The sequence below is a fragment of the Novosphingobium sp. EMRT-2 genome (genome assembly GCF_005145025.1).
GTDB lineage: Bacteria > Pseudomonadota > Alphaproteobacteria > Sphingomonadales > Sphingomonadaceae > Novosphingobium.
Genome location: NZ_CP039695.1, coordinates 1,310,215 through 1,336,846, shown reverse-complemented (window position 1 = coordinate 1,336,846; position 26,632 = coordinate 1,310,215). Strand labels below are relative to the sequence as shown.

At 61.3% G+C, this 26,632-nt stretch carries 26 protein-coding genes and 2 pseudogenes; 15 read left to right on the top strand and 13 right to left on the bottom strand.

The window, feature by feature from the left end:
* Positions 1 to 2: 2 nt before the first annotated feature.
* Positions 3 to 1,186 (top strand): IS3 family transposase gene (locus FA702_RS06475; protein WP_255504738.1). Its coding sequence is split into 2 segments (ribosomal slippage): positions 3 to 282 and positions 282 to 1,186, totalling 1,185 coding nucleotides; the frame shifts between segments, so codons are not numbered across the junction.
* Here the strand turns inward: FA702_RS06475 and FA702_RS06470 are convergent.
* Together FA702_RS06470 and FA702_RS23520 are read right to left on the bottom strand one after the other, a co-directional pair.
* Positions 1,187 to 1,534 (bottom strand): Arm DNA-binding domain-containing protein, encoded by a 348-nt coding sequence (locus FA702_RS06470; protein WP_255504737.1) that lies wholly within the window; start codon positions 1,532 to 1,534, stop codon positions 1,187 to 1,189.
* 292 nt (positions 1,535 to 1,826) lie between these two features.
* Positions 1,827 to 2,108: a helix-turn-helix transcriptional regulator gene (locus FA702_RS23520; protein ID WP_370385499.1), complete on the bottom strand. Its 282-nt coding sequence runs from the start codon at positions 2,106 to 2,108 to the stop codon at positions 1,827 to 1,829.
* A 38-nt stretch (positions 2,109 to 2,146) separates the two neighbouring features.
* Here FA702_RS23520 and istB (FA702_RS06460) point away from each other — a divergent pair, with 38 nt between their 5' ends.
* Complete coding sequence (istB, locus tag FA702_RS06460) at positions 2,147 to 2,935, top strand: IS21-like element ISRsp3 family helper ATPase IstB (RefSeq protein ID WP_136955454.1); 789 nt, start codon at positions 2,147 to 2,149, stop codon at positions 2,933 to 2,935.
* Positions 2,936 to 3,180: 245 nt separating this feature from the next.
* Here the strand turns inward: istB (FA702_RS06460) and FA702_RS06455 are convergent, their stop codons facing one another.
* The gene (locus FA702_RS06455; RefSeq protein ID WP_136955453.1) at positions 3,181 to 4,491 is read right to left on the bottom strand and encodes a type II toxin-antitoxin system HipA family toxin; all 1,311 of its coding nucleotides are present in this window, start codon (positions 4,489 to 4,491) and stop codon (positions 3,181 to 3,183) included.
* A 2-nt stretch (positions 4,492 to 4,493) separates the two neighbouring features.
* On the bottom strand, positions 4,494 to 4,763 hold the full coding sequence (locus FA702_RS06450; protein WP_136955452.1) for a helix-turn-helix domain-containing protein: 270 nt from the start codon (positions 4,761 to 4,763) through the stop codon (positions 4,494 to 4,496).
* Positions 4,764 to 4,896: 133 nt separating this feature from the next.
* On the opposite strand from FA702_RS06450, the gene FA702_RS06445 reads away from it, so the two are divergent.
* Positions 4,897 to 5,214: an MbcA/ParS/Xre antitoxin family protein gene (locus tag FA702_RS06445; protein ID WP_136955451.1), complete on the top strand. Its 318-nt coding sequence runs from the start codon at positions 4,897 to 4,899 to the stop codon at positions 5,212 to 5,214.
* Positions 5,215 to 5,250: 36 nt separating this feature from the next.
* Here the strand turns inward: FA702_RS06445 and FA702_RS06440 are convergent, their stop codons facing one another.
* Complete coding sequence (locus FA702_RS06440) at positions 5,251 to 6,495, bottom strand: integrase arm-type DNA-binding domain-containing protein (protein ID WP_136955450.1); 1,245 nt, start codon at positions 6,493 to 6,495, stop codon at positions 5,251 to 5,253.
* Between the two features lie 555 nt (positions 6,496 to 7,050).
* Here FA702_RS06440 and FA702_RS06435 point away from each other — a divergent pair.
* The 8 genes from FA702_RS06435 to FA702_RS06405 all read left to right on the top strand — a co-directional run bounded on the left by FA702_RS06435 (position 7,051) and on the right by FA702_RS06405 (position 14,341).
* Entirely contained in the window at positions 7,051 to 7,296 is a 246-nt protein-coding gene (locus tag FA702_RS06435) for a helix-turn-helix domain-containing protein (RefSeq protein ID WP_136955449.1), read from the top strand.
* A 183-nt stretch (positions 7,297 to 7,479) separates the two neighbouring features.
* Entirely contained in the window at positions 7,480 to 8,625 is a 1,146-nt protein-coding gene (locus FA702_RS06430) for a hypothetical protein (RefSeq protein ID WP_136955448.1), read from the top strand.
* Positions 8,606 to 9,226 carry a thermonuclease family protein gene (locus FA702_RS06425; RefSeq protein WP_136955447.1) on the top strand — a complete coding sequence of 207 codons (621 nt, stop codon included), beginning with the start codon at positions 8,606 to 8,608 and terminating at the stop codon, positions 9,224 to 9,226. Before FA702_RS06430 ends, FA702_RS06425 begins: the two co-directional genes overlap by 20 nt.
* A gap of 165 nt (positions 9,227 to 9,391) precedes the next feature.
* Positions 9,392 to 10,180, top strand: coding sequence for a type IV toxin-antitoxin system AbiEi family antitoxin (locus FA702_RS06420; protein ID WP_136955446.1), 789 nt, complete (start codon positions 9,392 to 9,394; stop codon positions 10,178 to 10,180).
* 4 nt (positions 10,181 to 10,184) lie between these two features.
* A complete protein-coding gene (locus FA702_RS06415) occupies positions 10,185 to 11,102 on the top strand; it encodes a nucleotidyl transferase AbiEii/AbiGii toxin family protein (protein WP_136955445.1) in 918 nt (305 codons plus the stop codon).
* Between the two features lie 488 nt (positions 11,103 to 11,590).
* The gene (locus FA702_RS06410) at positions 11,591 to 11,782 is read left to right on the top strand and encodes an AlpA family transcriptional regulator (protein WP_023836545.1); all 192 of its coding nucleotides are present in this window, start codon (positions 11,591 to 11,593) and stop codon (positions 11,780 to 11,782) included.
* A gap of 44 nt (positions 11,783 to 11,826) precedes the next feature.
* A complete protein-coding gene (locus FA702_RS23125; RefSeq protein WP_255504736.1) occupies positions 11,827 to 12,348 on the top strand; it encodes a hypothetical protein in 522 nt (173 codons plus the stop codon).
* A 214-nt stretch (positions 12,349 to 12,562) separates the two neighbouring features.
* Positions 12,563 to 14,341 (top strand): ATP-dependent RecD-like DNA helicase, encoded by a 1,779-nt coding sequence (locus FA702_RS06405; protein WP_255504735.1) that lies wholly within the window; start codon positions 12,563 to 12,565, stop codon positions 14,339 to 14,341.
* 83 nt (positions 14,342 to 14,424) lie between these two features.
* Here FA702_RS06405 and istB (FA702_RS06400) read toward each other — a convergent pair whose 3' ends face one another.
* From istB (FA702_RS06400) to hsdR, 7 genes and pseudogenes are all read right to left on the bottom strand, one after another.
* Complete coding sequence (istB, locus tag FA702_RS06400) at positions 14,425 to 15,204, bottom strand: IS21-like element ISRsp3 family helper ATPase IstB (RefSeq protein WP_006955904.1); 780 nt, start codon at positions 15,202 to 15,204, stop codon at positions 14,425 to 14,427.
* Positions 15,194 to 15,943, bottom strand: a pseudogene (istA, locus tag FA702_RS06395) (IS21-like element ISRsp3 family transposase); the annotation flags it as partial. The gene istB (FA702_RS06400) and the pseudogene istA (FA702_RS06395), both read right to left, overlap by 11 nt.
* A gap of 261 nt (positions 15,944 to 16,204) precedes the next feature.
* Positions 16,205 to 17,014: an IS21-like element helper ATPase IstB gene (gene istB, locus FA702_RS06390; RefSeq protein WP_009823666.1), complete on the bottom strand. Its 810-nt coding sequence runs from the start codon at positions 17,012 to 17,014 to the stop codon at positions 16,205 to 16,207.
* Positions 17,014 to 18,477 carry an IS21 family transposase gene (gene istA / locus FA702_RS06385; RefSeq protein WP_162832905.1) on the bottom strand — a complete coding sequence of 488 codons (1,464 nt, stop codon included), beginning with the start codon at positions 18,475 to 18,477 and terminating at the stop codon, positions 17,014 to 17,016. The genes istB (FA702_RS06390) and istA (FA702_RS06385) overlap by 1 nt, the downstream gene beginning before the upstream one ends.
* A 259-nt stretch (positions 18,478 to 18,736) precedes the next feature.
* Positions 18,737 to 19,510, bottom strand: a pseudogene (gene istA, locus FA702_RS06380) (IS21-like element ISRsp3 family transposase); the annotation flags it as partial.
* Between the two features lie 104 nt (positions 19,511 to 19,614).
* Positions 19,615 to 19,941, bottom strand: a complete 327-nt coding sequence (locus FA702_RS06375) for a type I restriction-modification system subunit M N-terminal domain-containing protein (protein WP_210417599.1) — start codon at positions 19,939 to 19,941, stop codon at positions 19,615 to 19,617.
* Complete coding sequence (gene hsdR / locus FA702_RS06370; protein ID WP_136955444.1) at positions 19,941 to 23,321, bottom strand: type I restriction-modification system endonuclease; 3,381 nt, start codon at positions 23,319 to 23,321, stop codon at positions 19,941 to 19,943. Before hsdR ends, FA702_RS06375 begins: the two co-directional genes overlap by 1 nt.
* A gap of 577 nt (positions 23,322 to 23,898) precedes the next feature.
* Here hsdR and FA702_RS06365 point away from each other — a divergent pair.
* Genes FA702_RS06365 through FA702_RS06355 form a run of 3 tightly spaced genes read left to right on the top strand, consistent with a single transcriptional unit; the run spans position 23,899 to position 24,876 of the window.
* Positions 23,899 to 24,087, top strand: a complete 189-nt coding sequence (locus FA702_RS06365; protein ID WP_136955443.1) for a hypothetical protein — start codon at positions 23,899 to 23,901, stop codon at positions 24,085 to 24,087.
* The gene (locus FA702_RS06360) at positions 24,084 to 24,467 is read left to right on the top strand and encodes a DUF3768 domain-containing protein (protein ID WP_136955442.1); all 384 of its coding nucleotides are present in this window, start codon (positions 24,084 to 24,086) and stop codon (positions 24,465 to 24,467) included. The genes FA702_RS06365 and FA702_RS06360 overlap by 4 nt, the downstream gene beginning before the upstream one ends.
* A 1-nt stretch (position 24,468) precedes the next feature.
* Positions 24,469 to 24,876, top strand: a complete 408-nt coding sequence (locus tag FA702_RS06355; protein WP_136955441.1) for a hypothetical protein — start codon at positions 24,469 to 24,471, stop codon at positions 24,874 to 24,876.
* Positions 24,877 to 24,924: 48 nt separating this feature from the next.
* On the opposite strand, the gene FA702_RS06350 is transcribed toward FA702_RS06355, so the two are convergent.
* Positions 24,925 to 25,755, bottom strand: coding sequence for an HNH endonuclease (locus FA702_RS06350; protein ID WP_136955440.1), 831 nt, complete (start codon positions 25,753 to 25,755; stop codon positions 24,925 to 24,927).
* Positions 25,756 to 25,993: 238 nt separating this feature from the next.
* Here FA702_RS06350 and FA702_RS06345 point away from each other — a divergent pair, with 238 nt between their 5' ends.
* Positions 25,994 to 26,236: a hypothetical protein gene (locus tag FA702_RS06345; RefSeq protein WP_136955439.1), complete on the top strand. Its 243-nt coding sequence runs from the start codon at positions 25,994 to 25,996 to the stop codon at positions 26,234 to 26,236.
* The last annotated feature ends 396 nt before the right edge of the window (positions 26,237 to 26,632 follow it).

Below are 26,632 nucleotides of genomic sequence, written 5' to 3'. Positions count from 1 at the left end.
AATTGGAGAAATGTACGGGACGTCAGCGATTTACGCCGGAGCAGATAATCGCGAAGCTGCGTGAGGTGGATGTGATTGTCGGGCGGGGAGGGACTGCCGTCGAGGCTTGCCGGCAGATCGGCATTGCCGAACAAACGCTCTACAGGTGGCGTAAGGAATATGGCGGCCTGAAGGTCGACCAGGTGCGTCGGATGAAGGATTTGGAGCGGGAGAATGCGCAGCTGAAGAAGCTGGTTGCAGATCTCGCCTTGGATAAGGCGATCCTGCAGGAGGCGTCGAAGCTGACTTTTTAAGCCCCTCTCGTCGCCGCGAGGCGATCGAGCAGGTCCGTCGCGTACTTCCGGTATCGGAGCGGCGGACCTGCCGTGTTCTGGTTCAGCATCGTTCGACGCAGCGACATCGTCCGAAGGATGACGGCGACGAGCAGCGTCTGACGGCTGACATCATCGCGCTGGCCAAGGATTATGGTCGGTACGGCTATCGCCGCATCCATGCGCTGCTCGGCGACGCTGGCTGGCAGGTCAGCCTGTCGGTGGTCGAACGGATCTGGCGGCGGGAGGGTCTTAAAGTACCGAAGAGGCAGCCGAAGCGACGTCGACTCTGGCTGGGCGATGGATCGTGCATGCGGTTGCGCCCGCAGCATCGCGGGCACGTGTGGTCGTACGACTTCGTCGAGGATCAGACGGACAACGGCCGCAAGTTCCGGATGCTCAACATCATCGACGAGTTCAGCCGGGAATGCCTGGCGATGGTACCGCTGCGGCGGTTCCGGTCCAACGACGTCATCGACGTGCTGGCCGATCTGTTCATCGAGCATGGGCCGCCCCAGCATATCAGGTCAGATAATGGCCCCGAGTTCGTCGCCCATGCAGTGCGCGGATGGTTGGGCCGCCTCGGTGTCACCACCCTCTACATCGAGCCCGGCAGCCCTTGGGAGAACGGCTATATCGAGAGCTTCAATGCCCGCCTGCGTGATGAACTGCTCAATGGCGAGATCTTCTACAGTCTGGAGGAGGTCCGCTGCGTCACGAGCTGGTGGCGCGATCATTACAACCGACTGCGCCCGCACAGCAGCCTCGGCTACCGACCACCGGCCCCAGAAACGATCAAGATGCCAGCCTGGACACTCGGCTCAGCTACGCTTCGCCTCCCGCCCAGGCTGGCATCGGAAATCCGGATCAGCTAATCATGAAACCGGACCAATCATCGCGGGCAGTCCATTGGCGGCGATACGCGCGCGCTTCTTGTCGAGCGCCGGATCGATCCCGTTGGCGATCTTCTTCTTGGCCTCGTCGCGCCGGGCGCGCGCCTCTGCGAGGCTTATGGTCGGCCAGCCACCGAGGTGAAGCTTCTTCTGCTTGTCGAGGAAGCGGTAGTTGAAGCGCCACAGCTTCGAGCCGTTGGGCTGGATGACGAGATAGAGGCTTTGAGAATCACTCAGGGTCCAAGCCTTTTCCCTCGGCTTGGCGGCATTGATCTGGATGTAGGTCAGTATGGTCGTTTTCCCAGCAAGGCCGGGTCGATCCGAGGGCAACAATAAGGGCAACTTTTGTTGCCGCTGTTGTTGCCCTTAGCCGGATTTCGCCGGACGGTGTCTGGCGATTTTCGGTCTAAAAATGCTGTAAAACCAGCCGCTTACTGGACGCTGCTGGACGTATCCAGAGCCAGTATTGGTGCAGAAGAGGGACCGTGACGTGCGAACAAGGCTTTATATCACAATGCTTTGTTGCCCTGATTCGCTGATTCGATACCGTCAAAAATACCGTATCGCGCTTTGGCTTGGTCCTCGATGAGGACTCAAATCGCTGACCGCAGTGTTTTGGTGCTCAGCGGCCTCCCTTATAGCTGTCGGCCCGTGCCCTGGCCAGAAGGGCTTTGAGCGCATCGACCGTCACCAGTGTGCACCTGCCGATCTTGATCGTCTCCAGGTCGCCCGAGGCGATCAACTCGTAGAGCTTCGACCGGCCTATTCCGGTCATCCGCACCGCATCGGGGATCCGGACGGCGAGCGGCTCCGCGCCGTTGGTTCGGATTGCCTTGGGGCTACGATCGAACGGGAGCGCAAGCTGTTCGTCGCTTGCAGGCGACTTGTTTTCCCGGCGCTTCAATCTCCCTGCTCCTGCGCAAGCTTGTCGAGCTGCCGTTTATGCCCTTCGTGGACTTTCACCCTGACGGCCTGCGCATAGCCATCGGCGAACGTGGCCTCAAAATGTATGGCATGGCGCAAGCCGCTGGTGATCTGATCGAGCAGGGCGCGCCAGCCTTTGATGCTGCCGTTCCGATCCTCTCACAGCTTCTCAAGGCGGAGATGTCCGAGCGGGAGGTCAGGTCCATTGCTTACCAGATCAAGGCAGCCCGGTTCCCGGCCTACAAGGATCTGGCAGGCTTCGACTTTGCCGTCAGTGAGGTCAACGAGGCGCTCGTGCGTCAACTTCACCGTGGTGACTTTATGGATAGCGCCGACAACGTCGTACTGATCGGCGGACCAGGCACCGGCAAAAGCCACATCGCGACGGCTTTGGGCGTCCAGGCGGTTGAGCATCACCGCAAAAAGATCCGCTTCTTCTCCACCGTCGATCTGGTCAATGCGTTGGAGCAGGAAAAGGCCGCAAACAGAGCGGGCCAGTTGGCCGAGCGTCTGTTGCGCCTCGACCTCGTCATCCTTGATGAGCTGGGATATCTACCCTTCAGCCCTTCAGGCGGGGCCATGCTGTTCCATCTGCTCAGCAAACTCTATGAGCGGACCAGCGTTGTTATCACCACCAACCTGAGCTTCAGCGAGTGGTCCAGTATCTTTGGCGATGCCAAAATGACCACCGCCCTGCTGGATCGCCTCACGCATCATTGCCATATCCTTGAAACCGGCAATGACAGCTTCCGCTTCAGAGCCAGTTCCGCCGCCCCAAAATCCAGAAAGGACAAATCACCCGCTTGACCCTGCTCGTCGCAGGCAGCACATCATCCACGCCCACCCGGGTCACTTCTCAATGAAAATCCCGGGTCACTTCTCAGTGCAACTCAACAGCGAGCTTTACAAAAGGACGACCCGCGAGCTCGTCGCCAAGCATTCCGAAGTAGTCGGCGACAACCTCGTCAATTTCGGATTCGGACCAATCTTCAGCCACCCGATCTCAGCTAACCGATATCGCAGGGCCTGACCAGGACGCGAGTAGCCAGATATTATTGACCATATGCCGAGCCTCCCAATGTAGGGGCCTCATCCACGGCGCCGCTTGCTTCTGGTTCACCTTCCTGTCCTGCATGCACCTGGACCTCGGTTGCCCGCTCAGCGATCTCCTTTGTGAAGACTTCCAGCATCGACGAACCTGCTGGCATAGCTTCCACCTCCTCGACCGCTGCGGGCAGTTCGCGCAGCAACCGCGCCGCTACTTGTTCCACCCGCTGCACCGTTCCTCGCGCTGCCAGTCCTGCGGCTTCGGCCATGCGCCGCCAGTGGCGACCGTAGATGTGCCGACCGCGGCGTTGGCCGCCGATGGCCTGGGCGTGGTTCTGGGTGATGTTGGTCCAGGCGAGGCCCGACATCAGGTCGTAGAGCGGGGCAAGCTGCGGGGCACCGGGGCCGAGCAGGATCGAGTAGTTTTTCGCGTGGGAGTCCACGTTGCCGATGGCGATATTGAAGATCACGGCGTCCAGCAGCCGGGTGATGTCGCGCGCCGTCATATGCTGGCGGACAAGGGCGAACATGTCGGCGATCGAGGGGCCGCGCATGCCGGTGCCGTTGAATTCATACTTGGCGGCAGGCGGGCGGCCGAGTGCCTGACAGAAATCCTCCTGATGCAGGCGGCGGACATCGTTGCCGGTACCTATCCGATCGTAGCGATCGACCAACAGATAGCTGCGCTTCCCCGCAACGCCTGTGGTCACCGGCGCGACATTGAGGCCGACGCGGCGGGCGAGGACCATGCATAGCGCCTCGTGCTGGACGCTGCCGGGCAGGCTTGGATTGTCGGGCTTGAGGATGTGGGTGGAGGGCGCGCCGTTGATCGGCACGGCGATCTGACCGTCGATGATCGCCACCGGCAGCTTCTCCTGCGCGCCGGCAAGACTCATCGAGACACCGTCCTCGCCGACCAGGAATGGCCGTGCAGGCAGTTCCTCGATGATCCGCTCCAGTGCGTCGACATCCGGGATCGTGCGATAGCCGGGCTTGCCGCGTGGCTGCAGCGGAGTGATGCTGAGCGCGCCTGCCAGATCGTTGCCGGTCTGCGCGATCAGGCCGAGCGCGTCCTCCGGCGCTGCACCGAGCGCGCGCGTCATGGCGCGCAGCGGTTCACCCTCCGGCAGAAGGTTCATGAGCCAGGGGAGGACCTGTTCTCCCTCATAGGGCTCCGGCCGGATCGGCATGGCCAGCGAGACCGGGAAGCTGTCGGCGGATGAGGTCCAGGCATCCGCGTAGGCAAGGCGGGTGGCCTGCGGGGCTGCGCTGATCGTGGCGACCAGGCGGTCTTCGTGGTGAACCGGAAGGTCCACCGTCAGGCCTGCGAAATGCCGGTTGCGGTGAGCCGCAAGCCGACAGCCTTGGCGGCGGCGAGTGCCTTGCCGAGTTGCGCAGTGGGCTTTCCTGCTTCCAGATCGACGATGAAGCGCTCACCGCTGTTGATGGCGAGCGCCAGCTCCCGCTGGGTAAGGCCAAGGGACTTTCGGGCGGAGGCGACGGCTGCGCCGAATTGGGTTGCGTTGTCGATCATGTCAGTCTTACCGAGCGGGAAGTTCTCATATGTGCTGTAGAGTTTCAAGAGCATTTCTTCCCGATCGGGAAGGAAGCCCCTTACTGTTGAGGCTCAACCGGAAATTCTTACCGATCGGTAAGTTCGTTGGTGACCTGGCCGGACGTTCCGTGCTATCGAGGGCGCGTCGAAGTCAGTGGATCTGTCCATGTCGATCGCCAGCGCTCAATACGACGATAACGAAATACTGGCCATGACGCGGGCCGCCGCTGCATTGGTCGCGCGCTGGGGCGTTCAACATGAAGCAGCCGAACGGCTTCTCAACGGCGAAGGGCGGGCCGCAGCGCTACTCGGCATTCATCGCGCATTGCGATGCATGTTCGCTGACAGCGATAGGGCCGCGCGGTGGATAGGTGCTCCCAACGAGGCCTTTGCTGGAGCCAGCGCGCTGGATCTCATGCTGGCAGATGGCCTCGCAGGTATGCGGCGCGTCGAGGCCTACCTTGATGCGGAAATCGCCGGCTGAACAGATTGGTGACAGATCCTGAGCAATGCAGCAGGATCAACCCGGCAACGCGCTTGCAGCGCCCGATGGCTTGCGGAAGCTGCCTTGCAGCACCTTTGCACCGGACCTGAGCTGGTCGAGGTAATCCGCCCAGCTCTGCATCATCCTGATCCGCTCATCCCAGTGCTCGCCGCGCGCGTAGGCGCGACGGACGTCATCGGTCTCGGCATGGCCAAGTTGGCGCTCGATTGCGTCGGGATTCCAGCGCCCCTGTTCGTTCAGCAGCGTGCTGGCCATGGCGCGGAAGCCGTGCGCGGTCATCGTGGTGCCGTCGAAACCCATCCGCCGGAGCGCGAGGTTGATCGTGTTTTCACACATGGGCCTGTCGCGCTTGCCTTGGGCAGGGAACAGGTAGCGGCGATTGCCGCTGATCTCGCGCAGCTCTTCCAGTATGGCAAGGACCTGACGGCTGAGCGGCACGCGGTGCGCGATGCGCATCTTCGTCTTGTCAGCGGCGATCGTCCAGATGTTGCGGGTGAAGTCTAACTCGCTCCATTCGGCCTGTCGCAGTTCGCCAGGGCGCACGAAGACATAGGGAGCCAGCCGCAGCGCTGCGTGAGTGACCGGATAGCCTGAATAGGCATCGATCGCGCGCAGCAGATCGCCCGCTTCCTTCGGCGTGGTGATCGCGGCGCGGTGCGTCACCTTGGGCACGATCAGTGCGCCGCGCAGGTCTGCCGAAACGTCCCGGTCGGCGCGGCCGGTGGCGATGGCATAGCGGAATACCTGCCCGCAGGTGCTGCGCAGCCTTCGTGCGGTTTCGTAATGGCCGCGCTTTTCGACAGCGCGCAGGACGGCGAGCAGTTCGGGCGCCTTGATCTCGCCGACCTTGCGGTCTCCGATGATGGGGTAGGCGAATTCGAGCAGCCAAGTCAGCTTGCCCACGGTCACATCGGCACGGCCCTCGCGTCGGGCCTTGTCGAGCCATTCTTCCGCAACGGCCTTGAAGCTGTTCACATTGGCAAGCGGGCCGGTGATCTTGTCGATCTTGCGCTTGGCGGCAGGATTGATGCCCTCTGCGATCTGTTTCTTGATTTCCAGCCGTTTGGCGCGGGCCTCGGCGAGGGTGACGGTCGGATAGACCCCCAGCGCGGCTGTCGCTCGCTTTTCTCCAAAGCGATAGTCGACCCGCCAGCACCGCTGACCGGCCTTGGTGACCAGCAGGTACAGGCCTCCGCCGTCGGAGAGCTTGTAGGGCTTGTCGCGCGCGACTGCCTTTCGGACTGCCAGATCGGTAAGCATGAAGCCACCTTTTTGCCGGTTTCGATACCGTCAAAAATACCGTCGGATACCGTCAATTGCAACGATTTCAGCCGGATGCCGGCGGACGCCAGATCCGTGAAAAGCCTTTGATTTCTTGGATTTTTCCGGACGCTTGCGGATGCGTCCGGAAAGAAAAATGGTGCCCAGAAGAGGACAAACAAGTAAAAAGTAAGTATTTGATAAAATTACTATCTACACATTTCGAAGATTGAAATGCCACTTGCCATGCCCCCAAGTTTGAATTGCTTACAAGATTTGGGTCTCTAAGCGCTGTTTCAGGCACATTCATCATGTAGCACGGTGTATCGTTCCAATGCAAGTTTTTTGGTTCGATTTATTTGTGACTGTTTGTTGCAATACGTACCGGCTTTGGGTCCCCACAATTCGATCGCGCCATGACATGGCACCTACGGCCATGAACTGCTGACCATGCTCCCCCGGTCGGAGAGCTCTCGAAAGCGGCAGGTTGATCCCCCACAGGGTATATTGCGGGTTTATACCTTAGAGGGTATAGAAGGGCCAACGGAGGCAGTGATGGATCAGCTTGTAAGATTGCCGAGGCAGCTAGGTGCAATCATCCAGAGTGCGCGTGTGCGGCAGGGGATGACCCAGTCAGAGCTGGCCGACATTTCCGGTACACAGCAGAAAACCATATCAGCCATCGAGAACGGCAGCGTCGGAGTAAAGCTCGGCACGCTGCTCCGCGTGATCGCGAGCCTCGATCTCGATATCAAGATCGGGCCGCGAGAGCGTGGCCCCTCGATCAAGGATGTCTTCTAAGGCCAATCAATTTAGCTTTGGCTTCCAGCTCTTTCCGTGTGCCGCAGCAGCGTCCCGCTCCGGCAACGACACAACCCGGAGATGTTAAGAGATCCAAAAGGTCGGTGTGGCACATAGAAAGCTGCGCGATATCTGAGTTGTAGATACCATTAGTGCGCATAACCCCAGACGTAGCGAAGGGCCATGACACAATCTCTGCGCGGCGATTTGGCGAAACGCTATCTTCTGGAGGACCTGCCCGGCGCGTCCCAATTGGGAGCTCGCTTGAACGGGATCTTGTTGAAGATCGATTCTGGCGAGCAAGTGACCGCGTTGCAGCGACAGTTTCTCGTCGCGTCGGGTCTTCACGCCCTCTGCGCCTTGTCCGATGGCAAGATCACTCAAGGAGAGTTTCGCCCCCAGGCCGAGCAGGAGCAGGCAGCGCGCATTGAGGAAGCTTCGGCCAAGGCCGTGAAGGATGCGGCAGAACGGGCGGCATGCGAAGAGGCAAAAGCCGCCGCGGTCAGGGAGACCTTTGCCGCCATGGCGAATGATCCCGTGCTGCGCCGGAAGCGGGAAGCAAGGGAGCTGCGGCAGCGCTTCGGCATAGGATATGTCGAAAGCGAGGACTATCCGCGCGTGATGGCGCTTCTCAGGCAAGTCGCCAATCGGCAGCGCCTCAAGGCCGAGGACGTCGCATGGCTGAAGACTGAGGCCGATGACTGCTGGACAGAATCGCTGCAGAAAGTCTTCCATGCATTGGAAGCCGAAGCCTTCACAAAAGCATGGGAAACCAGCGGTAATCCCTGGGATGCCGTGAACGCGAGCGCGCATTGGCGCAAGGCAGATGAACCCGAGCAAGCCTTGAGCCTGACCGCAGCAGCGCGGGCGCAGATCGGTCCAAATCCCAAACTACATTCGGCCCTTGCAACAACGCGCGGCGGAGCAATGCGTGACCTGCGCCGCCTCGACGACGCGAAGGCATTGGCAAACGACGCGCATCGATTGACCCCGAGCGACTACAGGCCCTGCACATTGTTGGGCGCAGTCCACATCGAGCTTGGTGACCTCCAGGCAGGGCGCGAATGGTATGCCAAGGCCGAGAGCCTTGGCGCTTCGCGCCAAACGATCGACAATGATTGGCGCGGACTGCTGATGCGCGCCCCCATTGATGAGCAGCATCGCATCCGCGAATTCCTTCTCCACCATGATCCTCAGCGCTTTGCTTGGCTCCGGCGTTGGCCTGGGACCGGTCAATCGCCTTTGCGTCCAAAGTCCGCACACTCGATCAAGAGAAGAAACGACACCGCATTCGTCGAGGTGGGTCAGCATGATCATCGTACCCGATGATCCGGGCCTTGCAGGTCCCGACGACGTTTTCAAGGCGACCGTCCGGAAAGTCTTCGACGGCGATGGCTTTCTGGCAAGCGTCTGGCATCCCTACCGCCAGGCTTGGGTTGAGCGCGTTCCGTTCCGCTTTGCGTTCATCGATGCGCCCGAAATGGCGCAACCATTCGGTCAGGAAGCCAAGGACTTTCTGGCCGGTCTCATCGCGGACAAGGAGCTGCGACTCGACCCGGTCGGCAAGGAGTCCACTGGCTACATGCCCATCGATTCGTACAAGCGGGTGCTGTGCATGGCATTCCTGACGGAGCAGATGGATGTCGGGACGGTTGACTATTATCACGAGGGCAAGCGGGGCGGCGGATCGGTCAAGCGAGCGCGTCCCGTCACGCGCAACATCGAGCTCGAGATGATTGTGAACGGCTGGGCCTGGGTGGCCGAGCAATATACGTTTGACCGCGAGACGGAGTATTTTGCAGCGCAAGACGATGCCCGGCGTGATCGGCGAGGCCTTTGGGCGATGGACAATCCCGAGCCACCGTGGAGCTTCAAGCGTCGGCAGAGACGTCGGAGCAAGGTGTCTGAGCGACAGGGTCAATTGATCTGACTCGAGGTTGCCGAGTTTTCGGCGCGCACCCCAATCTGTGGGGCATCGAGAACCATGACGCCGATGCCTCTGGTTTAACAATGAGAAAAAATGCTAAGTTTAGCTTAGCGAAATCGACTAAACTTAAACTCGACGTTGGTTTGAGAATGTGCCATAAGGCTAAGCATGGCTACGCGTTTTGAGGGAAAACTAAACCAGCTGCAGCAAAAGCTCCCCGATGGGCTGCTAGTGGATGCTGCCTGGTTAGAGGACCAAGGCTATTCTTCTGCACTGCGCAGCCAATATGTGCGTGCAGGATGGCTCCATAGCCCAGCGCGCCGCGTCTATCGCCGATCCCAATCCCCGCTGACCTGGGAACAGGTCGTCATATCGCTTCAATACCTCATGGATCTGCCGCTCACGGTAGGCGGGCGCACTGCGCTCGAGGAGCTTGGCTATGCGCATTATCTCTCCGCGCGGATGCGCGAGGTCCACCTTTATGGACCGACACGCGCCCCGACCTGGCTGGCCGATCTGCCCCTCGATATAGACTTCCAGTGGCACAACAGCCTGCGCCTGTTTCCGAGCGATGCTGATGCCCCACCAGCGCCGCAACCTGTGATGTACAGTGCTGCCGGCATGAGCCTCCCAATACGATATTCCAGCAAGGAGCGTGCGCTGCTCGAACTTCTCGACGAGCTCCCGCACCGCGAAAGCTTCCATCAGGTCGATATGTTGATGGAGGGCATGACTGACCTCAGTCCGCGTCGATTGCAGACCCTGCTCGAGGCCTGCGCAAGCGTGAAGGTGAAGCGGCTTTTCTTCTTCTTTGCTGACCGGCACCGCCATGCCTGGCGATCGCGGCTCGACATGGAGCGGGTCGATCTAGGGGCGGGCAAGCGCGTTCTCGTGAAAGGCGGCAAGCTCGATCCCACCTACCAGATAACCGTCCCGTCTGACCTGGGAGGCCAATGAGAGCATGGCTTTCCTCGATACCTACCGGCAGCAAGTCGCGCTCCTGATCCGCACCATCCCTTTTGTCGCCAGGGAGCAGGCATTTGCCCTGAAAGGCGGAACTGCGATCAATCTGTTTGTGCGCGACATGCCCCGCCTGTCTGTCGATATTGATCTGACCTATCTGCCGGTCGAGGACCGCGCCACATCGCTCAAGGCCATAGATGCCGCGATGCTGCGAATTGCAGAGCAGATTGGCGGCGGCATTCCAGGCGCGAAGATCCATCCGTCTCGCTCTGCTGGCGACGACATCGTTACCAAGCTGATCGTCCGTTCCGGGGATGTGCAGATCAAGATTGAGATCACGCCGGTCTTGCGCGGCACAGTCTACGAACCTGTCATCACGCCTGTGGTACCGAGGGTCGAAGAGGAGTTCGGCTTTGCCGAAATACCGGTTGTCTCCTTTGCCGACCTCTATGCCGGCAAGATCGTCGCAGCTCTTGATCGCCAGCATCCGCGCGACCTGTTTGATGTGCGCGACCTTCTCGCCCATGAGGGGATAGGGGACGAGCTGCGCCGGGCATTCCTAGTCTATCTCATCAGCCATAATCGGCCGATGGCAGAGATCCTCGCCCCCGCACGCAAACCACTGACAGAGGAATATGCGCGGGGGTTTGTCGGTATGACCATCGAGCCGGTTGAACTTGCCGAACTTGAAGCCGCTCGCGAGGCGCTGATCACTGCGATGGTCGCTGAAATGCCCGAAGCTCATCGGCATTTCATTGTCGGCTTCAAGAAAGGCACGCCCGATTGGGACCTTCTCGGCATACCTGGAGCCGACAAACTGCCTGCCGTTCTCTGGAAGCGACAGAACCTCGACCGACTTCCTGACGGGAAGCGAAATGAGCTGATCGCTGCCTTGGAGAATGTGCTGCTTGCGTAACCGTAGGCTTGGCCAGTTGCGACATGCCATGGGGGCAGAATACCCGACTTTCGTCCGCGCTAGGGTCCGCAGCCCATGAGGTTTCCGTCGCCAACGAGGCGCTCGGCGAAGCCTCCGCTCGTGACGATAGATGGGCGCAACCGAGTCGCGCAGATTCCGGCAACAAACACCGACACAATGCGCTGCGGTTGCCGTCGATCACCGCCATAATCGAGCGTGAGCTTGTCGTTCACACAATTCTTGCTGGCCGCAATGCGTCCCGGTGCGTCCACTCGCGTCCTCGCAGGATGTGGAACGGTATTTGATCCTGTTTTGTTCTTTCCAACAGCCAGGCGTCGCACATAGCTTCTGATGGTCACTGAAGCTCAGGCAGGGGTGTCGGGTTGAATACAGGACCGTCGTGCGGCGCGCCCTGCGACGGTCAACCGGTCACTCCGGAAGGGGACGACGGCGCCAGTGACAGAACCTTGAACCAAGAGGAATCTGTCATGTCCAATACCGAACTGATCACCTGCCAGGAGGTGCTGCGCCTCACCGGCATTCGCAGTCGCTCCACCATCTGGAGGAAGATGCGAAAAGGGGGCTTTCCCCACCCCGTCGACATCGGTGGGGGCCGCATTCGCTGGCGCGCCGCCGACATCTCGGAATGGATCAACGCCCTTCCGCTGCGCCGCTACTGACCCCCTCGATTGGCGGGCAGTGGCCCGCAGAAAGCATTCCCAAAATGTCCATTTTCTCCATGTTGGAAGCCGCCTTGCGCGCGGAAGGCTGGGCGCTCGTTCGTGTCCCGGTCAATGACCGATACAAGTCTCTGACAGAACTGATGATCGACGATTACGTCAGGCGGCTCAGTCGCCCGGGCCTCGATGGCAGCTGTTACCGCAACTTCATCGCCGACTGGCTCTACTTCGAACGACCCATGATCGATCGCTTCAAGGGCGAGGAATTCTCGGCCCAATTTGAAGGTCCCCTGGTCGCGATCGGCGACAAAACATACCCGCTCGGCGGGTTCATTCTCCACCATCTCCAATGGGCCCGATTGTCCCCTGAAGATGCTTTCGATCTGCGCGAGACACTGCGTGCTGTGGTCGATCGGTCGGTGCGCAAATGGATGCAGGACAAGGACCTCACATTCGTCCCCGCGCTTCCCGAAAAGCCGTTCCCCGACCGCGCTGCCGCCGATGCTGAAGCCGAGCGTCAGATCCGCGCATTCGCGCGAGTACCTCGGGACCTGGGGGATATCTAATGGAGCACAGCCAGGACTATTCACCGGAACCTGTGAAGGGCCACGATGCGATGCATCGGGCCCGGAAAAGGGATACACACCCCACGCACGCGTGCAGCAAGGATTTCTGCGGCTTTTGGTGCGCGCGCAGAGCGCGCTCGTTCAGCGCAGCCACCACAAACGTCGCAATTGCGCCATTTCGGGAGCGCGCTTCAAGCGCGCGCGGGAGGTGGTGATGGCAAGCTACATCAAGCGGACTATCCGCCTCAATCCGTCGCAGGCAAGAACCCTGTCCGGCTTCGCAAACCGGCGCGGACTTTCGGAGTATGCCTTGCTGCTGAAGGTTATCGATGCAGGCTTCCTTGCGCTCTTGCACGGCACCGACCGGGAGACCGATCTTGCCGAAATGGCGAGCGTGATCGGGTCTATATCAGAGCGCCTTGCCGAGCGCGGCACGAGCCGTGAGGAGGCCAGCGCCGCCGAGAAGCAGATCGCCGCGCTTGATACACGAGAGGCCAAAAGCCATGCGGACCACAAGAGCTTGCGCGCCGACTGGCGCGCGACGGCAGAGGCGAAGGGCTTTGGCGAGGCGGCGCAGGCGCGCGCCATCGCGGAGGCCAAAGAGCGGGCAAGGGCAGGCGAACTGGCGGCTAGCCCTGAGATCCTCGCTGCCCGGGCGGTCGCCTGGGCTGCCGCCAAGCTGTCCGAGCGTCAGGCCGTGTTCCCGGCCAGCACGCTGGCCCGAGAGGCGGGTGACTATGCCTTTGGCAGGCTCAGCCACAACGCCATCAGCGCTGCCATTGCCGAAGCGGGCGAGCGCGGCGCGCTGGTCCCGCGCGCCTATCTAGACCGGCGCGGCGCAGAGTCTGCGGGGTTCACCACGCCCGAAGCCATCGCCACCGAGCAGGCCATGCTGCGCTTGGAAGCCGCCGGGCGCGGCGTTTCTGTACCGCTGGCTTCGTCGCTCGCTGCTGCGCGGACGGTCGAGCGTGCCGCAAGGCAATCCGCGCGGGCTGGCTTTGCCTGGACCGACGATCAGAAGCGCGCGACCTCAGCGCTGCTCACCTCGCGTGACCGCGTGGCAGCTGTGCAAGGCTATGCCGGGACCGCCAAGACCACGACCGTCCTGGCGACCTATGCTCGTGAAGCGGCGAAGAGTGGGCTGACGGTGACCGCGCTTGCGCCGACGGCTTCGGCTGCGACAGTCCTGGGAGAGGCGCTGGGCCTTCGCGGTGATACGGTCGCGCGGCATCTCGTGTCACCGGAGGCCAAGGGGCTCGGCAAGGGTGCGGTCTGGATCGTGGATGAAGCTTCGATGCTCTCGGCGCGTGACATGGCAGCTCTGATGGCCAGCGCTGACAAGGCCGGTGCACGGCTTGTGCTGGTGGGGGACGTCAGGCAGCTTGGCTCAGTCGGCGCGGGCGCAGCTTTCGCCCAGTTGCAGCAGGCGGGCATGGCCACCGCAAAACTGGCCAACGTTGTGCGGCAGACCAATGCCGACACCCGCGAAGCCGTCATGGCGTCAATCGAGGGCCATGCCGGCAAGGCGCTCGCGGCGCTGGAGCGCGGCGGCGGCGACGTGATCGAAGGTGCAAGCAGGGATGCCCGTCTAGCGACGATGGCACAGCGCTATGTTGCCCTGAGCCCTACCGAGCGTGTGCGCACATTGGTGATCGAGCCTTCGCGCGACGGGCGCGACACTCTAACCGCCATGATCCGGCAGCAGCTGGTGCAGCGCGGCGAGCTCTCATCCGCGGCCGTTCGGTTCGAGGCCCTGGAAGCCAAGGGACTGACCCGTGCTGAAACCCGGCAAGCCGCAAGCTATGCGATCGGCGATGTTGTCCGCTTCGCCCGCGACTATGCCGACAAGGGCGTGACGCGAGGCTCTGCCTACCGGGTCGAGCGGATCGATCCGGACAAGGCCGCTGTTGCATTGAAGGCCGCCGACGGCTCATCCGTGGACTGGCGGCTGCGCCAGTGGGGCGCGGGCAAGGTCGAGGTGTTCGAGTGTTGAGTTGCACTGAGAAGTGACCCGGGATTTTCATTGAGAAGTGACCCGGGTGGGCGTGGATGATGTGCTGCCTGCGACGAGCAGGGTCAAGCGGGTGATTTGTCCTTTCTGGATTTTGGGGCGGCGGAACTGGCTCTGAAGCGGAAGCTGTCATTGCCGGTTTCAAGGATATGGCAATGATGCGTGAGGCGATCCAGCAGGGCGGTGGTCATTTTGGCATCGCCAAAGATACTGGACCACTCGCTGAAGCTCAGGTTGGTGGTGATAACAACGCTGGTCCGCTCATAGAGTTTGCTGAGCAGATGGAACAGCATGGCCCCGCCTGAAGGGCTGAAGGGTAGATATCCCAGCTCATCAAGGATGACGAGGTCGAGGCGCAACAGACGCTCGGCCAACTGGCCCGCTCTGTTTGCGGCCTTTTCCTGCTCCAACGCATTGACCAGATCGACGGTGGAGAAGAAGCGGATCTTTTTGCGGTGATGCTCAACCGCCTGGACGCCCAAAGCCGTCGCGATGTGGCTTTTGCCGGTGCCTGGTCCGCCGATCAGTACGACGTTGTCGGCGCTATCCATAAAGTCACCACGGTGAAGTTGACGCACGAGCGCCTCGTTGACCTCACTGACGGCAAAGTCGAAGCCTGCCAGATCCTTGTAGGCCGGGAACCGGGCTGCCTTGATCTGGTAAGCAATGGACCTGACCTCCCGCTCGGACATCTCCGCCTTGAGAAGCTGTGAGAGGATCGGAACGGCAGCATCAAAGGCTGGCGCGCCCTGCTCGATCAGATCACCAGCGGCTTGCGCCATGCCATACATTTTGAGGCCACGTAGCATGACAACCACAGCGGCGCTGGCCGGATCATGACGCATGGCGTAACGCCCTCAGCGTGTCGTAGCGTTCGACATCGGCAACAGGCTCCTGGGCGAGGCGCAGGGCCTGCGGGGCATCGATTGGGGATGCCGGTGGAGCCTTGCCATCGATCAGGCGGTGCAGAACATTGAGGATGTGGGTTTTGGTCGGCACCCCAGCTTCGAGGGCCAGTTCGACGGCGCTGAGCACAGCCTGTTCGTTATGCTGTAGAACAAGGGCGAGGATTTCGACCATCTCCCTGTCACCACCGAGCCGCTTGAGCAGATGCCCCTGCAGTTGCCGGAAGGCTTCGGGCATTTCGAGGAATGGCGCCCCATTGCGCAAAGCGCCAGGCTTGCGCTGAACAACTGCCAGATAGTGCCGCCAGTCATAGATCGTCTGCCCCGGCTTCTGGTGAGAACGGTCGATAATCCGGTTGTGCTCGCACAAGATTTGCCCCTCGGCCGCGATGACCAACCGATCAGGATAGACCCGCAGGCTCACTGGCCGGTTCGCAAAGGATGCAGGAACGCTATAGCGATTGCGCTCGAACGCGATCAGGCAGGTCGGCGACACGCGCTTGGTATGTTCGACAAAGCCATCGAAGGCCCGCCCCATCGGCATCAGGCTGATAATCTCAACGGCGTGCACATCGGCAACTGTGCCGGGGAGGACGCCATGCTGGATTTCTCCCCATTGTGCGATGCACCGCTCTTCCAACCAGGCATTGAGGGCATCAAGATCTGGGAAGTTGGGCATTGTGTAGCGCGACGATTACGGAGTCCGGTCGGCGTCAATTATGATGGCCGATAGGTGGCCGCGCCGGTTGGTGAATTCTGGCTACCATTTGCTGTTGCGGGGAGCAACCGTCGAGCGACAATTACGACGCTGGGTAATTGTCGCTGACGCTGGCCGGAAGCGAGGGTCTGAAGCGCATGGGATGGTTGGCATGTAATTGCCGCTGGCGACAATTACCCGTTGCCTCAGCAAGGGTGCTCCCGAGCGCGAAGCCAGCGACAATTATGATGGCCGGTCCGGGGCGCCATTCGGCGGGTCGTAATCGCCGGCGTTGATACGGGCGACGGCGGAACGTTTGCGGTAGCTTTCGCCGTTCATCTCGATGATGATCGAGTGGTGCACGAGGCGGTCGATCGCGGCGACAGTCATAGCGGGATCAGGGAAGACGTTGTCCCATGCCGAAAATGGCTGGTTGGCGGTAATGGCGAGCGAGTGGCGTTCGTAGCGGTGGGCGATGAGCTCGAACAAGGCGCTGGTCTCGACCTGGTCCTTGCGGACGTAGGACAGATCGTCGAGCACGATGAGATCGAACTTGTCGAGCTTGTCGAGCATGGCGGGTAGGCTGAGGTCGCGGCGCGCGGACTGGAGCTTCTGGACCATGTCGGTGGTGGAGCAGAACAGGACGCGCCGCCCCGTGTCGATGAGGGCATGACCAATGGCAGCAACTGCGTGCGTCTTGCCGGTCCCGCTCTGGCCGAACAGCAGCAGGTTGCCGCCGCTCTCGATCCAGTCGTCACCGGCGGCGAGGGACAAGAGGTGCGGTTTGCGGATGCCGGGGGCTGCGTCGAAATCGAAGGTGGCGAAGGTCTTGCCTGCGGGCAAGCCGGACTGGTCGCGATGGCGCTGGATGCGCCGGGAGGAGCGATCGGCCATCTCGATCTCGAGAAGCGAGGCCAGCAGGTTGGCGGCCGGCCAGCCATCGCGATCGGCGGTGTCGGTGAGGCGCTTCCAGTTGCGGTTGATACTCGGCAGGCGCAAGGCCTTGAGCAGGGTAGGCAGCACGGCGGCGGCCTGGTCCTTGGTGCGGGTCATCAGTACACCTCCCCGCTGGCGATCAAGCTGTTGTAGCTGTGCAGATCGGGAGGCGGGATAGTGACATCGCGCTGCGATCTTGCGGTTGGCAGGAACTCGTCCCTGAGCGCATCGACATCGGGCAAGCGCCCTCTGTCGAGTGCCTCATCGATCCGCCGGGCCAGCACGTCGACACAGTCGCCCCTGGCGGCGATATCGAGCAGCGCGACGGCATCGCGGCAGGCCTGCCGTCCATCGAGTTGGGCATCGAAGGCTTGCCAGGCCCGCCGGTAGGCGTGATCGGGGAACAGGGCTTCGCGGTAGACGAGGTTGCGCAGCGCACCAGGCTTGCGGCGCAGGTTACCGATCATGTGCCGGAAATCGATGCTGTGCCCCCGGTGGGGATGGCTGATCCGCACACGCGGCGTGGACATTACCCTGTCCGGACCGAGGAAGAGCTCAATGCGATCGTCAAAGAGATGCGCGTTGAGGCGCCGTCCGACGAGGCGGGAAGGCACCGAATAGGTAACCCGATCGATGGCGACGGTGCCGTTGCGGGTGACATCGACGGTGACCATGGCGAAATCGGTGGTTCGCCTTGCGGGCAGCGCCTTGAGTACCCTGCGTTCTGCATCGATGTGCGCAGCATGCCGCCGGTTCTGTCTGGCGACCTGCGCCTCAACGAACTCGCGCCAGGCCTCGATGCTGACGAAATCGCGGCTTCCCCGCCGGCGTAAGGCCTGATCGAGCCGTCGCTTGAGATGGGCATGGGGACCTTCGATCGATCCGTTCTCGTGCGCCTCGCCGCGGTTGTTGCGGGTAGCGAGCATGCCGTAATGACGGCACAGCTCGTCATAGCTTCGGGTAAAATCCCGCTGCGCATCGGCGTCGAGGTTTTTGTAGGCGGCTGACAGGGAATCGCTGCGGTGTTCGGCCGGCGCGCCGCCCAGCTTCCACAAGGCATCCTGCAGGTGCTCCGAAAGGGCGGCAAAGCTCTCCCCGCCCAGCACGACAGCCGCATGCTCCCAGCCACTCGCCGCCAAGCGGAAGTGGTAAAGGCGATAGGCCAGGGTCTCGCCGGCAACGGTGACCTTGAGACTGTCGCATACCGTGAAATCCGACAGGCCCTGCCGACCGGGCTCATGATGCTGCGGGAAGAAGATCTCCTTCTCGCCGCCGTGCAGTGCCCGCCAGCGGGCGATCCGGCGTTCAAGTGTTCGTCGTATCGCATCGGGAACAGCATCCTCGCCGAACTCGTCCTGGAGCGTCTCGAAGACCGTGACGGCAATGATACCGTCGATCTGGAGCAACTCCTCGACGCGTGGCCAGAATGGCTCGAGCGGATCGGCGCGGGTGCGCCAGTGGCGCTCCTTCTTCTTCTGGGACGGAAGCTGCGGATCGTTCTCGATCCGGCGTGCGCTGCGCTCGCTGATACCGGCCTTGGCAGCCGCGACGGCCTGGGTGTGTTGGCGACGATGGGTCATGAAGAGAAATACCTGCTGATCGGAAATGTGGTGGCCCGGCATCGCAAACCCATCGCTCGTTGTTCGATGAGTGTTCCGATACCACCGCCCGCCACAGCCCCGATCAGCCCCCCCGAAAGAAGGGGAAAAAGATCGCCACCGGTTGTCTGGTCCGCTCTCCGGTCGGGGCTACGCCCCTCCCTACGATCAGCCCAGACAACCGATCCTACCGGCCATCATAGTTGCCGCTCAACCGGCCATCGTAGTTGTCGCCACGCAGCATTGGCTGCCATAACCGTCGACGCGCATCCTGAACGTTTTTCTCGACCTGACCTTTCTCCCAGCCTGAGGCCGGATTGCAAAAATCCGTTTCGAACAGGTAGTGGCTGGCCATGGCAGCGAACCGCGCATTGACCTGTCGGACTTTGCCCTGGCCGATCCGGTCTACAGCCGTCTTCATATTGTCGAATATTCCACGCTGAGGCACGCCGCCCAGCACCCGGAAGGCCTGCGTCAGTGCGTCGAACAACATCTCGTGCGTTTGCAGCAGATAGGCTCGCGTGATGAACGCCCGACTGTGGGAGAGCTTGGTATGGGCCACCTGCAGCTTGGTAGGCCGGCCATTCAGAAGGGCGTAATCTTCACTCCAATCGAACTGAAAGGCCTCACCGGGCTGGAAGATCAGCGGTACGAATGTGCCGCGCCCACTGGTTTGCTTTTCATATTGGCGTTCGGTCTTCCACGAGCGGGCGAAGGCGGCAACACGGCTGTATGATCCCTCGTAGCCCAGCTTAACCAGATCTGCATGTAGCTGCTTGGCTGTTCGCTTCTGTTTGCGCGACTTGCCAGATTCCACCCGCAGCCACGTCGTCAGTTTTTCTGCAAACTGATCAAGCTTGCTCGGCCGTTTGGGAACCTTGAACGTCGGCTCCACCGCGTCATCGCGCAGATATTTGCGGATCGTGTTGCGCGATAATCCAGTCCGCCGCCGGATCTCGCGAATGGGGATGCCTTGCCGAAAATGCCAGCGGCGGATCACACTGAGTAGGTCCATGTCGATCACTCCGATGCCTCCTGACTGTCAGCCAGGGGCGAGGAAAACATGGGTCAATTCTCAGTGAAAACTTATAACCCTCCCGGGTCACTTCTCAGTGCAACTCAACACAGAGACGTTTTTGCGTCCGTAAAGACCTGATTGACCAGCGGGAAATTGACCTTGGACTTGTCGCCTAGGGTGACCAGAAGCGTCCGATAGAACTGGAGGCGCTCTTCGCCTTCCTTAGCCTTCAAAGCCTTCCACCGGTACTCCGCAGGAAGCCGCTCCTCGAGCTTCTTGCCGTCTCGCGATACCTCCTCCAGCATTTTGAGCAGCAAAAGGTAGGTCAGTTCGGTGACATATTCGTAGTAGCTGACCCCGCCACCCTGAAGGCTCTTGCTGGCGTTCCAAAGCTTCTGAACGGTCTCACGCGCCCTGGGTCCGTTCATTATCCTGCCTCTTTCCAAATGCTCTCATTGAGGTCGCGAACGACCTGTTCCAGCTCGCCATTAAACACCCGGTCGATGCGTGGCCAGCCACCAAGCGAGGCGAAAGGCTCGGCATCGAACGCAGCCCGATCCACTACGATTTCAAGCTCAAGCTGGCGGCCGATCCGTTCAATCCACTTGCGCTGCACATCCGTCCAATCGCGCTTTCGCAAGATCGCTTCAACGGCGAGGCGCACGCGGTCTGCATAGGGAACGAGCGGGTCGCCAATCGCGGCCTGGCGGATGTAACCAACGATCGACGCCGCAATGTCCTGATTGGTGGCATCGACCCAGGCGCGCTTGATCTTGCTGTCTGTGAAACCCTCTGCGTCGAGCGCGAGCCTGAGCTGACGCAATTCCTCGCGGGTCAGTTCTTGCGGACGCTGGACGACGATCCGCAGCGCGGCAATCCGGTTGACATTGTCGCGGACGAATTGGGCAAACTTGTCGAGGAAGTCTTCCGGCTTGTCAGCGGAGCCATAGCCGCGGGTCACGCTGGTCACCTCGTCGGGGTGCTCCGATATCGGGAGCATGCGAGGCGTTCCGTCCTCGTTCGTCCAGTCGAGGATTGGGCCGAGATTGGGTCGGTCGGCAGCCCAGATAGCCAAGTCAATCGGATCGCCTTTGACGAAGCGATCAAGGCTAGCTTCGGGCGTTTCGCCAGCTTCAATCTCAAACTTGGCCCGCGCCTCAGGCGACAGTTTTTTGAGCCGGCGACGCAGGCGGACAATGATTTGCTCGCGGACACGGTTCTTGTGTTCGGCATCACCGCGCCCCTGCAGCTCTTCGAACAGTTTGGTCAACGTGAACTTGGGATCAGCCGCGACCGGCTTCATGTCCGTCATGTTCTGGAGGTGCGCATAAAGATCAACCGCATCGAAAATGCGGAAGCCCTCCTTGCCGATCTCCGGGCAAAGACGTGTCGCGCGCCCCAGCATTTGCTCGTAAAGGATGCGGCTATTCACCCGCCGCATGAACACAAGGTTCGTGATCTTGGGGACGTCGACACCGGTGGTGAGCAAATCGACCGTGACCGCGACCTTTGGCAGGGGATCATTGCGGAACGCGAGGATGAGATTTTCGATCTTGTCGACGTCGCCGGTCAAACGCTGGACTGTTTCATCCTTCATCGGGCCATAGGCATCGCGGAATGCGTCGCGCAGCTCCTTTACAAGAATGTCGGCATGCGCCTTCGAGACAGCGAAGATCAAGGTTTTGTCAGGATCGGCAGGGTCGATATATTTGACCAGCTCCCGCGCAATTGCCCGGTTGAACGGAACCGTCACCACACTCTTGTTGAACTGCTCGACCTCAAACCCGATTTCATCGGGCAGGGTTACGGTTTCCACCTGGCCCGTGCCGGGGTGGACAAAATCCACCGCTTCGTCGCGAACGAACTGGATACCGCCCTCCGACAGCTTTGTGGCAATCCGGATTGGTGGCTCATGGTCGTTGAGGAAGCCGTCGACGACAGCTTCGCGGTAGGAATAGGTGAAGATCGGTTCGCCAAAAATGTCAGTGGTATGGAGCGCAGGGGTGGCCGTCAGCCCGATTTTGACAGCATCGAAATGCTCCAGCACGCGCCTGTATTTCGACACATAGTCAGATTGGTCCCGGAAGCTGAGATCGCTGTCCGACATTTCGCGATCCAGCAGGTAGCCACGATGGCATTCGTCGACCACCAGCAGATCATATTGATCAATCGGTGGCGCGTCCTGGGCACTCTCGGAATAGAGCACGCGGCGCACCAGGCCCTGAATTGTGCAGATATGAACTCGGGTCTCTTCATCCGGCGCAACATCGGCCAGACCCTTGAGGCCAAAGATGTCGGCGAACGCCTTCCCATTGACCACCTTGGTGGAGGTGAACTCGTCCTTTGTCTGACGCCCCAGCGCGCTCCGGTCGACAACAAAGCAGACCCGGCGAAAGCGCTTTGCTGAAATCAAGCGATAGAGCATTGCGATGGCTAGTTTGGTCTTGCCGGTGCCCGTTGCCATCGCGACGAGCATGGCTTTGCGACCTTCGGCCAGACCTCCCTCGACAGCCTCAATGGCATTGCGTTGATAATGGCGCAGCGGGAAACCGAAGTCGAATGGCTGGGTCGCCAGCTCATGGGTGGCGGCTTTGACATCGACAGCAAGACGCTCGGTGAGCCCTTGCGGTGAAGGCCACCCGGCCAGAACTTCAGCTGGGTTGTTCGGGTCTCGCAGATCCCGCCGCCAGATGCCGGACAGAGCTTCAACCTGTTTGAGATAGGGCCTGCCGTTCGTCGAGAATGCAAACGGAGCCTTGAACACGTCCCACGGTCCGCCCTCGGCGAACTCCGATTCCTGCATGTGAATGTCTGACGCATAGCGCTCAGCCTGGCGCAGCACGGCCATGACATTCTTGTTTTTGCGCTTGGCTTCTATCGTACCGACAAGAGTCTTCCCGCAAAACAGGGCGTAGTCTGCCGGACCTGTCATCGTCGGCCATTCGGCAATGGCCCGGTTACGTCCTTTCACGGGTCTGGTGCCATTCGAGTATCGAAGCGTGGGAGTATCGGCCTCCCAGCCAGCATCACGAAGCTGCTGATCTATCAGCGCGCGGGTGCCCGCTTCATCGAGGCTGATCTGGTCAGCAGCGTCGCGCGCAAGTTCAACGACGATTTCCGGCGCTGGTGCATCATCGCTTCGCGCGGACGCAAGTGCTGCCTTGAGCTGCGCCGATAGCTGCAGGCGTTCGCGCTCCGCATCCTCAGCCAAGGTTTCCCAGACCGCCCGCTCTTCGCGCTCGCTCGCGGCGATTTGCTCGGCAGAATTCCGCTCGGCGGCGGCTGTTTCGGCCTCTGCTCTCAGGCGCTCCGCTTCTGTCTGTGTTGCGACAAGCTCCGCTTTCAGGCGGCTTAGCTCTTCGATAAGCGGTGCGTTGGCATCGCTTGGCGCAATTGGCGGCACGAACGGCCCAAGCTTCTCGGCCGGGCGATGGAAGGTCCGAAAGTACCAGATTGAAAGCTGCCGGGCTAATTTCAGTGAGTTGAGAGCCCCGGCATGGTCATCAGCGCCGCCATGTGCCGCCTCGTTCCCGGCGATGCGCAGGGAGTGGAACAGCTCACAGACTTCACGCGGAAGGCTACACTCGAACTTCAGTCGCCGCAGCAGGTCAGCGAGATTGTCTGAGGGGGAGACTTCCAACCCGAAGCGCGACCCGGTCAGCTGTGCGATGAGTTCTGAAAGCTGCCTCAGCTTGATGAGGCATGTGTTGGGATCGTCGGCGAAGTAACGCTCAGCCAAGGCCCCAAGGCGGTAAGCCTGGGGCTCAAGCTTTTGTAGAAATGCAAAATTCGAGTTTCCCCCGATCATGTATCCAACGTATCGCCACACCGTCATTTAGACCACAGATTTCCGCAGTACCCGGCAATCGGGATAGTAATAACTTCAAGCAGTTCAGAGCGCTACCCTGCCGGGCGACCTGCTCTATCCGCTGGCGCGGACCGGGCCTGTAGTCCCGGCCCATCTGGGTAATGATCAGGAGCGGGGGGAGGCGGAGCGGGAGGTTCTGGAGGACGCGCTCTGTCCCGCATGGCCGGTGGCCATGCTCCTGAGGGCGCGGCGTTCCTGAGCTGACCCGCAGGCGCTCTTGCCTCTGTCATTGCCGGACGCCCGCTGGCCCACTTGGCCCGCGCGCAGGGCGTCCGGCGGCTTGGCGCCGTGCAAGGGCGCCGTGTTTGTGCGGATCGCTGCGGCGATCCTTGAGGGGAACGCCAAGGGCTTTGCCCTCTCGTTCCCAAACCCCAATCGTCACCCCCGTGTGGCAGGCTTCGCCTGCTGGCCCGCGCCAGGGCATCGATTAGGGTTTTCCCTCCCCCTCCCATCCTCGCCGGAAGGCAGAGCCGCATGCCGCGTGACGGATGCGGCTTTGCCGGATGGAGTTTGGACCATGGGTGACCTGATCTTGAATTACCGCGCGTGCGGGGCCGAGTGCCGCGAGGACTGGCTGCGCATGCTGGCGCATGACAACGGCTTGCCGCTGGCGGCGGTGCAGCAACTGGCCGACGAGCTCGGCGAGCGCGAGGATTTTGGCGAGCTGGTGCGGCTGTGCGAATGCGGCGGGAGCATCGCGTCATGAGCGGCGCGGTGCTGTCCCGTGCCGAGCGGATTGCGCGGCTCAATGATCTGGCGCGCCGCGCAATGGGCATTGCCTGTGTGGTGGTGGCGACCGAGGGCGTTCGGGCCTTGCCCGAAGACGATCAATCGCGGCTGCGCGAGCTGGTCGAGACCTTCGATGCCTTCACGCCGGACAATGATCCCTATGGCGAGCGCGACTTCGGGGCGATCTGGCAGGGGGTGGACGGTGTCTGGTCGACTTCGCGGCCTGTGGATGTTGCCATGACCGTGCTCTGGAAAATCGATGCCTATGACCGCGCGTTGCGGTTCGGCAGTGAGGACCCGGCTGATCCTGCCGTTACGCGGCGGGTGCTGACCATTATGTTGGCAGGCGAGTATTGATATGGCGGCCCGCTCCCACACGGTGGAACCGTCGCGACTTGCTTTCGGTGCGTGGTGCCACGCCAGCGAGAAGCAGGTTGGCGAAGGCGATATTCGCGCCAGCTACAGCGCCGACCGCATCGGCATGGGTCAGCCCATCCGCAAGCCATTCCGATACGGTGGAAAGCTTTGGGTCTGTGTTGGCACAGGGCCTGCGGGAGCTGAGGCCTACCGGCTCGTGCATCCATCGCTGTATGGCGGCGCGGCGCGCAGCTATCATGATCGGTGCAGCGATGGCGATCGCGCGCGCGGTGATCAGGCAGGCATTTATGATGGCATTATCGTGCGTCACGCCGGACGGGAACTTGTGATGTGTGGTCCGCCCGTCATGTTCGTCGCAGGCGAGGAGGCGCAGCTGTCGCTGTTCTGATGGGATCGGTGGATTGAGGTCTGCTGTCCAAGCGCGCCGCCTGACACGTCAGGCGGCGCGGTGATCCACAAAGCAGTGTTCATTGTGCCAATCGAGAAAGGCCGGCTCCGGATCGAACCGCGCCGCCGGGCGCAAGGTCGCCTTTTCGAATTGCTGGAAATAGTCGCGGGTTTCGCGGCTGCGGCTGTCGCGCAGCTGGCGGGAGACATGAATGCGGCGCGCACGGTCCACGGTGATCAGCCCGCGATCGAAGGCGCGGTCGAGCGTGGCGGATAGCAGCAAGCCATTTGCGGGATTATGACGGTTCTGGCTGTCCTTGCCCCACGGCTTGATATGGCTGGCGGTCAGCAGGCGCGGGTCAGCAATGCCGGTAATGCAACAAGCCTCTTCATAATTGGCGAGCACCGCGCGCCGGAAAAAGTCCTGGCCGACGCGCTGGTTCACTACCGCCTGCGTCGTGGACTCGCCTTGCCACGGCTCGAATTTGAACTCGCTGCGTTTCTCGTGGAGGCGCTGACTGGCGGGCGGTATTGATTGCGCGGCGGCGATCTGGCGGTCGACCTGGCTGGACCACAGCTCTTCGGCCCGCGCCACCAGACCCGACCAGTCCTGCCCGAACTCAGCATAGGTGGCGCGGTCGAGCTTCGATGCACCGTCGAGCCCCTTGCGCCCGCTCTCGGTGATCTTCGGATCGAGGCTGGCAAAGTTGCACAGCTTCATCGCCACCGAGCTGCTCGACCGGTCAATGGCAGCGGCGAGCGTCTGGATCTCCGGATTGCCCGAGTGCAACTTCCCGAACGGCAGCTGGAAATAGAGGTAGAGCGCGAGCACCGTCTCCTCCTCGCTCCAACGTTTCCGCGCGGTGCCTTCCATTGCCATGACAAGGGTTTGGGACAGAGCGCGGCGCGGTGCAAGCGGGGGATGGTGGGATGGGCCTGGGCGTCCTTCGGTCTGGCGGCTTCGTTTTGAGCACCCGCACTGGCCGCACGCGGTCGACGGTCAATGTCCGGCCCGCGCCGGTTCCGTTCCGTCACCCGTGTTGAACATGACCCCTCGCCCTTTGCCGCGCGGCCTTCCTGTTTGGTGCAACGAGCCACCAACACTAAAGGAACATCCCATGGCCCGCACTACCCAAACATCCGCACCCGACAGCGCGCCCGAGCCCAAAGCCCCGGATTTCATCGCCTGGCACGTCAGCAATCGCGGCGAAAAGGCCTTCTGGACCAAGGTCGGAGCCGCCTGGTTCCACCGCGACCGCAAGGGCCTGTCGCTCCAGCTCGAGGTCGTGCCGATCAATGGCCGGATCGTCTTGCGCACGCCGATGGACGACGAGGCCAAGAAGGTGCAGCCGGGCGCTTAGCGCCCGGCAACGGCCTCGCCAGTGTGCTCTAAACTCTCAAACTGAATCCAGGATGTCATCCTCGCCGTCAACCCGTTGCTGTCCCATAGCATCAGGCGTGCAGATTGAAGCGTGCCCAAATCGATCTAGCCAGTGGATCTTTGGGCGACAGCCACGATTCGCATTGGCGGACCGACATGGTCGTAAAAGCCAAACCCAATCGGCTGCTCATCTTCGCTCGGAGGGACTGCATCAAACGCACGAAATTCCCCCTTTAAAACCCGCCGCTTGCCCGCTATGTAGTGAAACAGCTTACGCGTTTTGGGTGCCTAACGGCATCTAGTCCGACGTTTCGTTTGGACTTCAAATTATTGGTCACACTTGTGGCTCCGGAAGAGTCCGATACGAGATCGGCTC

What these genes read in the sequence shown, in the direction of transcription:
- FA702_RS06375 (WP_210417599.1), bottom strand. Translation starts at nt 19,941, where the DNA reads ATGAACGGACCCAGGGCGCGTGAGACCGTTCAGAAGCTTTGGAACGCC.
- istB (WP_136955454.1), top strand. Translation starts at nt 2,147, where the DNA reads ATGCCCTTCGTGGACTTTCACCCTGACGGCCTGCGCATAGCCATCGGC.
- FA702_RS06450 (WP_136955452.1), bottom strand. Translation starts at nt 4,763, where the DNA reads ATGCTCTTGAAACTCTACAGCACATATGAGAACTTCCCGCTCGGTAAG.
- FA702_RS06445 (WP_136955451.1), top strand. Translation starts at nt 4,897, where the DNA reads ATGTCGATCGCCAGCGCTCAATACGACGATAACGAAATACTGGCCATG.
- istA (WP_162832905.1), bottom strand. Translation starts at nt 18,477, where the DNA reads ATGACCCATCGTCGCCAACACACCCAGGCCGTCGCGGCTGCCAAGGCC.
- FA702_RS06360 (WP_136955442.1), top strand. Translation starts at nt 24,084, where the DNA reads ATGAGCGGCGCGGTGCTGTCCCGTGCCGAGCGGATTGCGCGGCTCAAT.
- FA702_RS06435 (WP_136955449.1), top strand. Translation starts at nt 7,051, where the DNA reads ATGGATCAGCTTGTAAGATTGCCGAGGCAGCTAGGTGCAATCATCCAG.
- FA702_RS06365 (WP_136955443.1), top strand. Translation starts at nt 23,899, where the DNA reads ATGGGTGACCTGATCTTGAATTACCGCGCGTGCGGGGCCGAGTGCCGC.
- FA702_RS23125 (WP_255504736.1), top strand. Translation starts at nt 11,827, where the DNA reads ATGTCCATTTTCTCCATGTTGGAAGCCGCCTTGCGCGCGGAAGGCTGG.
- FA702_RS06410 (WP_023836545.1), top strand. Translation starts at nt 11,591, where the DNA reads ATGTCCAATACCGAACTGATCACCTGCCAGGAGGTGCTGCGCCTCACC.
- hsdR (WP_136955444.1), bottom strand. Translation starts at nt 23,321, where the DNA reads ATGATCGGGGGAAACTCGAATTTTGCATTTCTACAAAAGCTTGAGCCC.
- FA702_RS06350 (WP_136955440.1), bottom strand. Translation starts at nt 25,755, where the DNA reads ATGGCAATGGAAGGCACCGCGCGGAAACGTTGGAGCGAGGAGGAGACG.
- FA702_RS06415 (WP_136955445.1), top strand. Translation starts at nt 10,185, where the DNA reads ATGGCTTTCCTCGATACCTACCGGCAGCAAGTCGCGCTCCTGATCCGC.
- istB (WP_006955904.1), bottom strand. Translation starts at nt 15,204, where the DNA reads ATGCGTCATGATCCGGCCAGCGCCGCTGTGGTTGTCATGCTACGTGGC.
- FA702_RS06430 (WP_136955448.1), top strand. Translation starts at nt 7,480, where the DNA reads ATGACACAATCTCTGCGCGGCGATTTGGCGAAACGCTATCTTCTGGAG.
- FA702_RS06345 (WP_136955439.1), top strand. Translation starts at nt 25,994, where the DNA reads ATGGCCCGCACTACCCAAACATCCGCACCCGACAGCGCGCCCGAGCCC.
- FA702_RS06420 (WP_136955446.1), top strand. Translation starts at nt 9,392, where the DNA reads ATGGCTACGCGTTTTGAGGGAAAACTAAACCAGCTGCAGCAAAAGCTC.
- FA702_RS06405 (WP_255504735.1), top strand. Translation starts at nt 12,563, where the DNA reads ATGGCAAGCTACATCAAGCGGACTATCCGCCTCAATCCGTCGCAGGCA.
- FA702_RS06425 (WP_136955447.1), top strand. Translation starts at nt 8,606, where the DNA reads ATGATCATCGTACCCGATGATCCGGGCCTTGCAGGTCCCGACGACGTT.
- FA702_RS06440 (WP_136955450.1), bottom strand. Translation starts at nt 6,495, where the DNA reads ATGCTTACCGATCTGGCAGTCCGAAAGGCAGTCGCGCGCGACAAGCCC.
- istB (WP_009823666.1), bottom strand. Translation starts at nt 17,014, where the DNA reads ATGACCCGCACCAAGGACCAGGCCGCCGCCGTGCTGCCTACCCTGCTC.
- FA702_RS06355 (WP_136955441.1), top strand. Translation starts at nt 24,469, where the DNA reads ATGGCGGCCCGCTCCCACACGGTGGAACCGTCGCGACTTGCTTTCGGT.